This window comes from Streptomyces sp. NPDC050546 (genome assembly GCF_044457425.1).
Classification (GTDB): domain Bacteria; phylum Actinomycetota; class Actinomycetes; order Streptomycetales; family Streptomycetaceae; genus Streptomyces.
Genome location: NZ_JBITGX010000001.1, coordinates 829,528 through 842,311, shown reverse-complemented (window position 1 = coordinate 842,311; position 12,784 = coordinate 829,528). Strand labels below are relative to the sequence as shown.

Annotated in this window: 6 protein-coding genes and 1 pseudogene; 2 read left to right on the top strand and 5 right to left on the bottom strand. The window is 72.0% G+C overall.

The features are described from left to right. Positions 1–8 precede the first annotated feature (8 nt). On the bottom strand, positions 9–6,872 hold the full coding sequence (locus ACIBK5_RS03685; protein WP_399015739.1) for an SDR family NAD(P)-dependent oxidoreductase: 6,864 nt from the start codon (positions 6,870–6,872) through the stop codon (positions 9–11). Between the two features lie 435 nt (positions 6,873–7,307). Continuing rightward, positions 7,308–7,985 carry a hypothetical protein gene (locus ACIBK5_RS03680; RefSeq protein WP_399015737.1) on the bottom strand — a complete coding sequence of 226 codons (678 nt, stop codon included), beginning with the start codon at positions 7,983–7,985 and terminating at the stop codon, positions 7,308–7,310. A 596-nt stretch (positions 7,986–8,581) separates the two neighbouring features. Here ACIBK5_RS03680 and ACIBK5_RS03675 point away from each other — a divergent pair. Both ACIBK5_RS03675 and ACIBK5_RS03670 read left to right on the top strand, forming a co-directional pair. Further along, positions 8,582–9,595 (top strand): transposase, encoded by a 1,014-nt coding sequence (locus tag ACIBK5_RS03675; protein WP_399015735.1) that lies wholly within the window; start codon positions 8,582–8,584, stop codon positions 9,593–9,595. Positions 9,596–9,603: 8 nt separating this feature from the next. Further along, a pseudogene (locus ACIBK5_RS03670) lies at positions 9,604–9,738 on the top strand (3-oxoadipate enol-lactone hydrolase); the annotation flags it as partial. Positions 9,739–10,417: 679 nt separating this feature from the next. Here the strand turns inward: ACIBK5_RS03670 and ACIBK5_RS03665 are convergent. The 3 genes from ACIBK5_RS03665 to ACIBK5_RS03655 form a co-directional block, all read right to left on the bottom strand. Beyond that, positions 10,418–11,107: a maleylpyruvate isomerase family mycothiol-dependent enzyme gene (locus ACIBK5_RS03665; protein ID WP_399015733.1), complete on the bottom strand. Its 690-nt coding sequence runs from the start codon at positions 11,105–11,107 to the stop codon at positions 10,418–10,420. Between the two features lie 32 nt (positions 11,108–11,139). Continuing rightward, entirely contained in the window at positions 11,140–11,649 is a 510-nt protein-coding gene (locus ACIBK5_RS03660; RefSeq protein ID WP_399015729.1) for a GNAT family N-acetyltransferase, read from the bottom strand. A gap of 270 nt (positions 11,650–11,919) precedes the next feature. Next, entirely contained in the window at positions 11,920–12,138 is a 219-nt protein-coding gene (locus ACIBK5_RS03655; RefSeq protein ID WP_399015727.1) for a helix-turn-helix domain-containing protein, read from the bottom strand. Positions 12,139–12,784: the final 646 nt, after the last annotated feature.

Sequence of the window (12,784 nt, the reverse complement as noted above, 5' to 3'; positions counted from 1 at the left end):
CGTGGGGTTCACCGGCCCGACGCCGTCAGGACGACCTCGTCGGTCTCCGGCTCGCCCCAGGCCAGCTCCCGCAGCAACGCGAGCACGCCCTCCTCCGGGTCGATCAGCTCGATGCCGCGGCGCGCGTACTCCCGGCCCAGCTCAGGGCCGACCATGCCGCCGTGCGCCCCGGCCGGCGCCCACGGGCCCCAGTGCACGGTGACGGTACGGCTGCCGGTGTCGGCGCGCCAGAGGCGGCCGAGGCGGGCGAGTGCGTCGTTGGCGGCGGCGTAGTCGGCCTGGCCGCGGTTGCCGTACACCGCCGCGACGGAGCCGAACATGACGGTGAAGGCGGGCAGTTGGGGAAGTCGCCGGAGAGCCGAGAGCAGTGCGCGGGCGCCGTCCACCTTGGTGCCGTAGACCCGTTCGAAGGAGACGGGGTCCTTCTCGGCGAGCAGCCGGTCCTCGATCACTCCGGCGGCGTGTACGACCCCGTCGATCCGGCCGTACGTCGCGTATGTCTCCTTGACCGCCTGCTGCACGGCCTCCGCGTCCCGCAGGTCGAGTGCCCGGTATCTGGCCCGGCCGCCCGCGTCGTGTACCTCGGCCAGGGTCGCGGCGATCTCGCGGCGGGCCAGGACGCGGCCGGCTTCGCGGTCGATCTCGGCGGTGCTCATACCGCCCCGGGCGGCGAGCGCCGCACGCAGCGCGGGCAGGTCGGTGGCGTGGGCCAGCTCGTGGTGCCCGCCCGTGCCGTCGTCGAGCGGCGTACGCCCGAGCAGTTCGACCCGGCAGCGTGCGGCGGCGGCAAGGGCGAGGGTGAACCGGGCTGTGATGCCGCGTGCGCCGCCCGCGAGGACGACGACCGACTCCGGGCCGAGCCCGAGTGCCGCGGCAGCGGCGGCGCCGGAGGAGGCGGGCCCGGCGCCGGAGGAGACGGGCGGGCCCAGAGGGCTCTCGTACGGTACCGGGGCGCGGCGGACGCCGCAGGTGCGCAGCACGACGGGCTCCCGGTCGGGCGCCAGCAGTTCCCCGACGAGTGCCTCGGCCTGCTCGGTGGCGGGCTCGTCGGGGTCGAGCTCCACGGTGCGGACCACGGTGTCGGGGTATTCGCGGGCCGCGGTGCGCACGAAGCCGTCGAGGCCGCTGGTGTCGTCGGGGAGGCGAGGGCAGAGCAGCCGGCGCGGGCCGCGCAGCAGCAGTTCCTGGAGCACGGTGAGCTTGGCGGGCAGCAGTTGCTGTTCCGTACCCGCGAGAGCGCCCAGGTGCAGCACTCCGTCGACCGGGCCGGTGTGCCTGGCGAGCTGTGCGGTGTCCGGGCCGCCACGGGCGGCGAGCGCGCCGAGTGTGGTGAGCCGGGTGACAAGTGCCCGTGCGAGTGGCGTGTCGTCCGCGACGATCAGGAACCGCTTCCCGCGCAGCTGTGCCGCGCCTTCGGCGCCGGGCACGGGCGGCGGGTCGAGCGGGGCGGGCCGCAGCAGATAGCGGCGGGGAGCCTGGCCGGTGAGCGGGTCGGGGGACTCCCCGGCTACGGGGGCCGAGGTGGCGAGGGCGGGTGCCGGGTCCGGATCGGCGAGCGCCTTCGCGCGGGCCCGCAGCCAGTCGGCGATCCCGGCGGCGGTGCGCTCCCGGGTCAGCTCCTCCAGGTCCGCGTCCGGCAACGACCGCAGATCCGCACCCGAGCCCAGCAGCCGCCGTCCCAGCTCCCCGGCGATCTCTGTCCGCTTGATCGAATCCACACTCAGATCCGCCTCCAGATCCGACTCCGCCCCCACCATCTCCACCGGATATCCCGTACGTTCCGCGATCACCGCCAGCACCTCGGCCAGCACATCCACCACCACCGGAGCGGGAGCGGGTGCCGGAGCCGCAGCGAGAGCGGCCGGAGCCGGGGCCGGAAGGGGCTCGGGGGTCGGCGGAGCCGCCTGCGGCGCGGGCGGAGCCCCGAAGTAGCCGAGGAGCACGTCCCGTTGTGCGGCCAGCATCTCCCGGCTGTTGCGCAGGAACTCCCGGAGCAGTTCTTCCCGTTCGCCCATCGTCGTCGCCTCACTGGTCCGCTCTCTGGCCCGCGGGATGCCCGAGATGCGCCGGGCCGGGCGCAGCGCTCCCGGCACCGGCCGGCCGTCCGCCGTGCGTACGAGGTGGCCGTCGACCGTCCAGCCGGGCCGCTCCGGCACGGCAGCCGGGTCGGCGAGTGCCGTGTCGCGTCCGCTGAAGAGCCGTGCGGGCGCCACCGGGACACCGGCCGCGGCGAGCCGGGCCAGGGCCTCGAGGTGGCCGCGCAGGCCCGCGTCGGGGCGGGGCTCGAACGGGACGGCGACGTGCGGCCGATCGCCGAGGATCTGACCGACCAGACCGGTGAGCACCGTGCCGGGCCCGCACTCGACGAAGATCCGCGCCCCGGCGTCGTACATCGCATCGATCTGGTCGGCGAAACGGACGGGGGCGGCGATCTGCTCGGCGAGGTCGGCCCGTACCCGGGCGGGGTCCCCGGCATAGCGGGTGCCGGTGAGATTGGCCCAGACCGGGAACTCGGGGCCGCGCACGGCGTACGCCGTCAGGATCTCGGCGAAGCGGGACACGGCCCCGGCGACCAGCGGGCTGTGGAAGGCGCAGGCGACGGGCAGAGGGCGGACGGAGAACCCGGCGGCGGTGAGCGCGTCGACGGCTTCGGCGACGGCGTCCCTCGGGCCCGAGAGCACGCTCTGCGCGGGCGCGTTGTGGTTGGCGACGACGACCCGCTCGGCCAGACCTCCCCCGGCGAGCACCCGGGTCACCTGCTCGGCGGAGGCCACGGCGGCGGCCATGGTGCCGGGATCGGACCCCTGTGCGCCGATCGCGGCGAGGATCGCCTCGGCCCGCTCCCGGCTGAGGTCACCGAGCTTGTCGGGGTCGAGGGCGCCCGCGGCGCAGAGCGCGACGAGTTCGCCGTAGGAGTGCCCTGCGGCCATGTCGGGGCGGACACCGACCGCGGTGAGGGTGTCGTACGCGGCGAGGCCGACCGCCCCGAGCGCGGGCTGGGCGTGGCGGGTGTCGGTGAGCCGGGCGACCTGTGCGGCGCGTTCGGCGGCGTCGAAGGCGGCGGGCGGGAAGAGGGCGGCGGCCGGGGCGTGGTACAGGTGGCGGCCGAGTTCGGGGAAGGCGGTGAACAGCTCGGCGAACATGCCGGGGCGCTGGCTGCCCTGGCCGGGGAAGAGGAACGCCACCTTGCCACCGTCGCCGTCGGCCGCCCCGGCGGGGGCTCCTGTGGCCGGGAACACTCCGCTTCTCCCGGGCGTGCCGTCGAGTAGGTCCCGTATCAGGTGCGGGAGTTCGGTGACGGACTCGGCGACCACGGCACCGAGGAGCGGGCCCGGGCCGGTCTCCGCGCGCTGTGCGGCGGTACGCGCCAGGTCCCGCAGCCGCCAGTGACCGCTCGCCGCGAGGCCGGCGAGTTCCTCGGCCGCTGCGCGGGTGCGGAAGACGAACAGCTCGGCGGGCCAGACGTCGTGGCTCTGGCGCGGCGGCGCTCCGGCGTCGGCGTGGGCCCGCAGCACCGCATGGAAGTTGGTGCCGCCGAATCCGAAGGCGCTCACCCCGGCGACGCGGCGGGCGGCGGGCTCAGCCCAGGGCCGGGCCTCGCTGTGGAAGACGAATGGACTGTCGGGGCCGGTCCAGACGGGGTTGGGCACGTCGATATGCAGGGTGGGCGGGCGCACCCCGGTATGCAGGGCGAGCGCGGTCTTGATCAGTCCGGCGAGACCGGCGGCGCACTTGGTGTGCCCGATCTGGGACTTGACGGAGCCCACGACGCAGCCGCCGGGCGCGGCCCCGGCCTCCTCGAACAGCCGGGTGAGTGTGCTGAGTTCGGTGCGGTCGCCGACGACGGTCCCGGTGCCGTGGGCCTCGATCAGGCCGACCTCGGCGGGCGAGACGCGAGCTTGCGCGTAGGCGCGTTCCAGGGCGGCGCGCTGGCCCTCGGGGCGGGGCGCGGTCAGGCCGAGGGAGCGGCCGTCGCTGGCGCTGCCGACGCCCTCGATGACGGCGTAGATCCGGTCGCCGTCCCGCTCGGCGTCGGCGCGGCGCTTGAGTACGAGACAGGCGACGCCCTCGCCGAGTGCGATGCCGTCGGCGGCCGCGTCGAACGTGCGGCAGCGGCCGGTGGGCGACAGCGCGTGCGCGGAGGAGAAGAGCAGGTAGTCGTTGATGCCGTTGTGCAGGTCGGCGCCGCCGCACAGGGCCACGTCGGCGGCACCGCAGGCCAGTTCCTTGCAGGCGGCGTCGACGGCGGCCAGGGAGGAGGCGCAGGCGGCGTCGACGGTGTAGTTGGCGCCGCCGAGGTCGAGCCGGTTGGCGATCCGGCCGGCGATGACGTTGGCGAGCATGCCGGGGAAGGAGTCCTCGGTGAGCTTCGGGAGCTGCTCCTCCAGGTCCTCGGGAAGACGGCCGACGTACGAGGGCAGGACGCTGCGCAGCGTCGCGGCACCGGAGATGTCGCTGCCCGCCTCGGCACCGAAGACGACGCAGGTCCGCTCGCGCGGGAAGGCCCGGCGGTCGAGCCCGGCGTCTGCGAGCGCCCGCCTGGCCGCCTCCAGTGCGAGGAGCTGGACGGGTTCGATGGCGGCCAGGGAGGCGGGCGGGATTCCGTAGGCCAGCGGGTCGAAGGGGATCGGAGGCAGGAATCCGCCCCACTTGGACGCGGACACGTCGTCCGCCTCGGCGTCCGCGCCGAAGTGCAGCGCGGGATCCCAGCGGGTGTCCGGGACCTCGGTGATCGCGTCGGCGCCGGCGAGCACCTGGGCCCAGTAGGCGGGCAGGTCGGCGGCGCCGGGGAACATGCCGGCCATGCCGACGACGGCGATGTCGAGCGGTTCGGGAGCGGGGGCCGGGTTCCGCGCGGGTACCGTGCCGCCCGCGTCGCGGGCGGCAGCGGCGAGTTCGGCGGTGCGGCGCCCGTAGAAGTCGGCTGCCCCGTCGGTGACCGCGTGGTGCAGGGCGGCGACGGTGGTGACGGCGGAGCGGAGCACGGCGACCTCGCCGGCCATGAACATGCCCGCTTCGCGCTGGCGCTCCTCGTCGACGTCGAGCAACTCGTCGCCGACCCGCTCGACGCCCTTGCTGGCGATGCGCAGGCGGCCGACGTTGAGCCGCTCCAGCTCCTGCCAGACCTGCCGCTCGGGTATCCCCTGAGTCCGCAGCTCGTCCTTGACCTCCTGGTACGTGTCGCTGAACGCGCTGGGCAGGCAGCGGGTGGCGTGGCCGGGCGCGGTGTGCAGGAGCGTGGTCGACCTGGCGTCCAAGGCCGCGCGCTGGAACAGCGGCCGGATGGCGCCGCATTCGACGGCCTCCTCGGTGAAGAGGTAGCCGGTGCCCATCAGAACGCCGACGACGGCACCGCGGGTGGTGAGCGGGGCGGCGAGCGCGGCGACCATGGCGGCGGAGCGCTCGTCGTGGATGCCGCCCGCGAACAGCACCTGTACGTCCTGTGGGTCGGCGGCGTCACCGCCATCGGCGTGACCGTCGTCGGCCGCCGCGTCGAGGAAGTCCTCCAGGACGGCCAGTTGCGCCTCCCAGAGCGGGAAGCTGTTGCGCGGCCCGATGTGCCCGCCGCACTCGGCGCCCTCGAAGACGAAGCGCCGGGCGCCGGCCGCCAGGAACTGGCCGAGCAGCCCGGGCGACGGCACGTGCAGAAAGGTACGGATGCCCTCGGCCTCCAGAGCGGCCGCCTGGGAGGGACGGCCGCCCGCGATGACGGCGTGGCTGGGGCGCAGCTCACGGATGGCCTCCAGTTGGGCGGTGCGTGTCTCTTCCGGAACGAAGCCGAGGATGCCGACGCCCCAGGAGCGGTCGCCGAGCGCGGACTTGGTCTGCTCGAGCAGGGTGCGGGTCTGCTCGGGCCCGGCCAGGGCGAGCGCGACGACCGGCAGTCCGCCGCCGTCCGCGACGGCCGCCGCGAACCGCGCCTGGTCGCTGACCCGGGTCATCGGGCCCTGGACGACCGGCAGTGCGGTGCCGAGCGCCCGGCACATCGGCGAGCCGCCGCGCAGCACGGCGCCGTCGTCCGCCACGGCGGCGTCGATGCCCTCCGTGACGGCGGCGAGGGCGCGGTCCACGGTGCCGTACCGCTCGGCGAACCGGGCGGCGAGAAAGGCATCCTGGCCCAGCGGCAGGGGCCGGTCGCGCAGGGCGGCCGGGAGGCCGGGGCGGCTCCGGTCGAGCACCCGGCAGCCGTCGACGACGACGGTCTCGGTGCCGTCGGCGGCGCGCAGCAGACCGGCGGCCGCGGGGGCCGTACCGGCCTCGTCGAGCAGTGCGAGCTGGATGTCCAGTACGACTCCGCGGGCGCCCGCGAGCACGGCGGCGGCCGCAGTGTGCGGCCCGATGCCCCCGCAGGCCCACACCGGCAGGTCGGCCGGTACGGCGCCGAGTACGCGCTGGAGCAGCACGAAGGTGGAGTGTTCGCCGCAGGGGCCGCCGGACTCCTCGCCGCGCACGACGAGCCCGGTGACACCGTCGGCCACGGCCCGGACGGCCTCGCCGGTGCCGCGGACCTCGGCGAGTACGGCGGGGTCCGCGGCGGCGGCGCGGGCGGCGGCCCGGACCTCGGCGACGGTCCAGGGTGCGTCGGGGGCGAGGAGCACGGTGCACGGTCCGGCTGCGGCCGGGGCCGCGGTGCGACGCGTTCCGGTGGGCGCCGGGGCCCACAGCTCTTCGGGGCGCAGCGCACAGTCGGCGGGGACCCGCACGCAGTGGCGGCCGGGGGCCCACTGCCGCAAGAGGGTCAGGGCTTCGCGGGCGGCGCGGGCGCCCGGGCCGAGGTCGAGGACACCGGACCCACCGGCCCGGCAGACGGCGGCGACGAGGCGGGGGTCCGGTGCACCCAACGGGCTGACGCCGATAAGGGTGTGCGTCATGGGGGGAGGCTCCTCTGTGCGATCGAGGGGGTGTGCGATCGGGACGAGCGGATTCGGCGCACGCCGCGCGCTTTGGAGCTGATGACCCGTCAGATACTAATGGGTAGTCAGTTATCTGGCTGCACCCCCGACACCGATCGGTGAACAGGAACCGCAAGGAGCCGGACCCGGTCGCCGCACCGGGCACCCTCAGGGACGACCAGCAGCGCCGCGAGTTCCGCCACCCGCCGACAGCACCGTTTCGGAGATCACCACCGGGCGGGGCGTTGGGGTCCTTGCGGCGGGGGTCAGCCATATCGGCTCCGGGAACCGGGCGTTGGTGGGTGCTCTCCGCCAAGGCCGGGGGCTGCGGGCCGTGCACGGCTGTGTCCGCTCCACCCTGCGCAACTACCAGGGCTCGGTAAGGCAGTTCTGTGACTTCCTGACCAACCCCGCCTACGGCTGGGGCGACGAGTGCCTGCGGCTCTTCGTGAGACGATTCTGGTGACCGGCGCCACCGGAAGGACCGGCCGCCGCATGGTGCAGCAGCTGACGGTCCGGGGTTCCAGCGCGGGTGGCGTCCCGTTCCGGCAACGTGCGCTTCGACTGGGCAGACCGCACCACCTGGACGGCGGCCTTGCGTGGTGTGAACGGGATGTTTCGGTCGCCCCCGAACTCGGCAGCGCGTAGTTCGTCAACGGCCTGGACCGGTCGGGTGAGATCCGCGCCGGCCGCGCCACGCAGCCGCCCGTCCGACCGGGCGACGAACTGGGCCACCTTGTTGTTGGTGATGGGCGGCCCCTGCGGCCCGGACTGCGCCATGACCGAGCGCAGCACACCGAGGAGGGCGGCCTGCCCGAAGCACATGACCCAGTTGACCTTCAGCGGCTGCGTACCGGAGCGCTCCGGCAGGCCCGCCAGGCGCTGGACGATTTGGGCGGGCACAGTTGGGCCGCCCGGTGACAACCGCCTGTCCGGCCAGTCCGTCCCGCCGGTCTCCACCTTGGCGGCGCGGATCGCGTTGGCGATGACCAGGACCTCGGCGAGTTCGTGGATGAACACCACGATGGCCAGGCCCAGGACGCCGAGGGCGGCCAGTGGGATCAGGACGGTGATGATGGCCAGGGACCGCAACTGGCTTGCGGCGGGAGTCCCGTACTCGTGAGCGCCGTCGCCGCGATCTGCTGGCCGCCTTCGTCAAAGAGGTAAGAACCAAGGTCGGACATCCTTGATCTGCGTGCGGGGGCACGGCACTTTGGCGGAAACTGACAGGCGAATGCGGGGTCGTCGGGGTGGCCCTGTCGCTCGGGGCTTGATCGGACCATCGCGGTGCCGCCATGCCAGGCCAGGCTGTCACGTTGGCGTCGTGAACCGGAACTTTGCACGGGCCGGTTGTCTGCGTGCGCTGTTGTGGTGACTGGAATCAGGTTCTGGGTGTTGAGTGAGGGGAACTGAGCATCTTCTGCGGCCCCTGAGCGCCGGGGAGATGACAGCGGGAGGATGGGCGGGTGCTGTCCCGGACCCGGGGCCTGACTCATGATATTTCTGACCGAAGTGTCCCGCTGTCACAGTGTCGGCCTTTGGCCGGGGATGGTGCGTTGTCGGTACCGGACTGGCGGGGCGTGTCCCGATAGGGGCCCTGCCGATCGCTGTGGCGTCCTCACGATTCTGACCGTCCGACGCGGCCCGGTACCGACAACGCGACACGCCATCGGACGGAAGGATCAGGTATGGCGAATTCGACCATGCCCAGTACGTTGCCTGCTCCGAAGTCCCTCCGTCACCGCCCTGCGGGGGAGGTGGTGTTGGGAGTGGATACACATCGTGATGCCCATGTGGCTTCGGTGCTCTCCTTGACAGGGGCGGTGCTGGCCACCGACGAGTTCCGTGCCACCGCTGCCGGCTACCGGGATCTGCTGAAGTGGGCCACGAGGTCGGGAGCCGTGAGGCGGGCCGGGGCGGAGGGGACCGGCTCCTACGGGGCATCCCTGACCCGCTATCTGCTGGCCCAGGGCGTGGACGTGTTTGATGTGAACTGGATGGACCGGGCGGATCGCCGTCGGCGTGGCAAATCGGATCCGCTCGATGCCCAGAACGCGGCGCGAGCCGTATTGAGCGGGCGGGCCTGCGCGCGGGCCAAATCAGGCGACGGGCCGGTGCAGATCGCCAGGATGTACAAACTCACGAAGGCGTCGGCCGTCAAAGCCCGCACCCAGACCATCAACCAGCTCAAGGCCGTCCTCGTCACCGCCGATCCCGCCTTGCGGGAAGAAGTGGCCGGACTGGGCAATGCCGAACTCTTCCGTACCTGTGCACGGTTCCCCGACACCAGCAGTCGCGAGGGCGTCGGCGAGGAGTCGGTGCTGCAGGCCACCCGGATCACACTGCGGCTGCTGGCATCCCGGATCGGCCGGCTCTCCGAGCAAATCCGGGAGATAGATGCTCATCTGGCCCGGCTAGTGAAATGCCACGCCCCACAGCTGCTCGACGTGGTGGGGATCGGCCCGGACACGGCGGTCACGTTGCTGATCACGATGGGGGACAACCCGGAACGGCAGGCCAACGCCGCGCTCCATCGCATCGTGTTCACCCGTCTGCGGGTCGACCAGCGTACCCAGGACTATTACGAGCGGCGGATCAAGGAGGGCAAGACCCGGCGTGAAATCGTCCGTTGCCTCAAGCGCTATGCGGTCCGCGAGGTCTTCCACCTGGTCAAACAGCCACAGCCACTACCCCGCTCATAGGGGCTGTCGTGACAGATGAGAGGCTCAGGCGGGTGAGTGAGACACCACCGAACACCCTGCAATACCGCTTTGACGGGCCAGAAGACGCTCCGGTCCTGATCTTGGGTCCCTCACTGGGTACCACATGGCACAGGTTGCAACGGCTCTCCACGGGCGTCCACCCGCTCCAGGTCGGGCACAACATTGCAGGTCAGGACTCGTCAAGAACGCCTGCCCCGGCGGCATCACCTACACCCACAACGACGCCTCCCAGCTGACCGGCAAGAACGGCTCCACCACCGGCTGGTCCTACGACCTGGTCCACGCGGGCACGACCAACTCCGAACGCACCAAGCTGGCACCACGGAGGCAGCCCTTCAGCCGTTCCGATACGCCGGCGCCTACGCCGACCAGAACAGCGACCCCGCAGGACTCTTCAAGATCGGGGCATTCCTGGAGGGAACGGGTGCCGCCCTCGCGGGCATTGCCTCCGGCATCGGGGCGGTCGCGGTTGGGCCGGGATGTACCACGGTCGTCGGGTGCGCATCCACCATCGCTGCTACCGGCGGTGCAACCGAAGGTCGTGGCTGGCATACAGCAGGACCCGGACGGGCCCGATTGTCGGGGAGGTCTGCCCGAGGGCTCGGCGACCACAGACGCCGCCTCGGCAGAGACGTAGCAGGGCAGTGAGCGCACGCGAACCAGCCCGGCTCTCCGGCCGTTCCGGCCGTGTTGAGAGGGGCGTGGTTGTGGAGGGGACTGTGTCCCGGGGCCCTCACCAGCAATTCTTTGCGCCGTTCGAGCCGGGACGACGTGCCCGACACCCCCTGGCGGGTGACGAGGTCACAGGCGGTCATGGCGCTGTGGAGGGTGGGGCGGCCAGGGCCCGAGAGCAGGCAGTTCCTCCGCCGCCACTGGTGAAACAACGGGTCTACGTCCGGCCAGCCAGGCCGCCAGGTCGCGCAGGCCCCCGGTAACCACCGTGCCCGTCGGCCCGTCGCCGACGGACCACTGGCGGCTCACGTCCTCGGCACGGAGGCGTGCGCCTGTCGGCAGGCGGCCGAGGAGGAAGTCGATGGTGTGTGCGGACAGGTCCTCGGGCCAGTCGTCCGGGCGCACGCCGAGTTCCAGATCGACCATGTGGATCCATGCCTCGCGCCAGCGTGCGAAGACGGTGGCGGCAAGGTTCGCGTTGCGGAACGTGACCGGGCGGCTCCAGTCCATGCCGGTGGCGCGTGCCCAGGATGCCTCCAGCCCGGCCGTGTGCGCGGCGAGTTGCGCGCGGTGCTGGGCTGCGCTGCGGCCGGCCGTTGCCTCGATGATCGCGTTGCGCTCGTCGACCCCGCCGTCGTAGCCCGCTACAAGTTCACCGCGCAGGGCATGTTCCGCGAGACGGGTGAACATTCTCGCGTTGTCGGTGAGATGCGCGAGGACGTGGCCGCGTGACCAACCCGGAAGGGCGGATGCCTCGGCGACCTGCTGATCGCTCAGTCCGGCCACGAGCCTTTCCAGTGTCCGGTGGGCTTCGATCACTGCTGCGACTGGAGGTTGCATGCCCCTCCGCCCTACAGGGCCGGAGTCTGGGAGAGGACTGCCGGCACCTGGGCAGCGAGTTCCTTGAGTGGTTCACCGCTCAGCCGGCATACCTTCCACTCGTTCAGCAACTCCACGCCGAGTGACTTGTAGAAGTCGATCGTCGGTTCGTTCCAGGCCAGGACCCACCATTCGAAGCGCTCGTAGCCGCTCTGTTGACAGATCGCGGCCAATGAGGCGAGCAGTGCCTTGCCGTGTCCTCCACCGCGGGCGTGCGACCGCACGTAGAGGTCCTCCAGGTGCATGCCGCGCGTGCCGGTCCAGGTAGAGAAGCGGGGGAACCACAGGGCAAAGCCCACGGCCTGACCCGTCTCGTCGTCCTCAGCGATCAGGGCGAACGCAGCGGGATGTTCTCCGAACAGTGCCTCGCGGAGCTGCTCCTCGGTTGCTCGGGCCTGCTCAGGAGCCCGTTCGTACTCAGCGAGTTCGCGGATCATCGCGCGGATCTCCGCGATGTCGTCCACAGTGGCGGCCCGGATCATGTCGGAGATCATCGACCACCGCACCGAACCGTGTCCATCCGATTCCGCGTCTTCTGCACTTCCTGAACGCGACCGTGGTCTTCGCCACGACGGGCGGTCTGCGGAACACGTCCCTGGCTGGGCCGGAAGGCACGCTCACGGCTGGGACCACGCTGAGGAGCCCGACGCCCCCTACTGCCCGCCGGGCCCTCGGTCGGCCTGGCCTCGTTCCAGGGCAGGCGTGGCGGGAATCGGGACTCGGTGCCCCGCAGACGAGGAAGAGCTGAGGCGTCACGTCAGTCGGCGTGCGAATTGCGCTGGTGTCGCGTGGTATTGCTTCTCGAAAGAGCGGATGAAGTGGCTGCTGTCGGTGAAATGCCAGAGCGCGGCGGCTTCGGAGACGGTGAGCCGTGACCCGGAGGCGGTGAGGGCCTCGGCTGCCTTCTCCAGGCGTCGGCGGCGGATGCAGGCACTGAACGACTCGTCCAGACTCGCGAAGGCCCGCTGCAAAGTGCGTACGGAGACGTGCAGTTGCGCGTCGATCGTGCCCGGCGACAGGTCGGGTCGGTGAGCCGGGCATCGGCGAGTTTCTTGGCCGCCTGCGCCAGCGCCGGGGTGAAGGTGGGCTCGGGGTCGTCGAAGTGGTCGAGGACCAGTCCCTTGGCAAGTTCGAGCAGGGCGTTGCGGGACGCGTGCGCGCCCGCCGGGCTGAGGTCGCTCAGGGTCCGCTGCACCATGCTGATGTGTGCCATGAGGATCTGCGCCGCGGGTGAAGTGGCCTGGCCGGTGCGCGGTTTCCCGGCGATCAGGGGCCGCAGAGCGTCGCCGGGAATGATGAAGATGCGGGTGCCGATCAAGGGCGTGGTGTGGAAGTGATTTTCCGTCACGACGTGGTGCATGAAGTAGGTTCCGGCCGAGACGTACGCGTCACTGCCCTGATCGTGCGGGTCCTGCAGGGGGCCACCGAGCTCCGCAGTCCGACGTACAACCTGATCTGATCGTGTTCGTAGGTGCCGACTGCCCGGGTATCGGTGACCGGGCAGGCTTCGTCCCTCACCGCTTCCGCAACACGGGTGTGACTGCGTGACATAAGGGGCGCCAATACTGCACGCGGTCGCGTGGCCACCCGGGCGAGCACCACGACGACCTGACGTTG

What these genes read in the sequence shown, in the direction of transcription:
- ACIBK5_RS03685 (WP_399015739.1), bottom strand. Translation starts at nt 6,872, where the DNA reads ATGACGCACACCCTTATCGGCGTCAGCCCGTTGGGTGCACCGGACCCC.
- ACIBK5_RS03675 (WP_399015735.1), top strand. Translation starts at nt 8,582, where the DNA reads ATGGCGAATTCGACCATGCCCAGTACGTTGCCTGCTCCGAAGTCCCTC.
- ACIBK5_RS03660 (WP_399015729.1), bottom strand. Translation starts at nt 11,649, where the DNA reads ATGATCCGGGCCGCCACTGTGGACGACATCGCGGAGATCCGCGCGATG.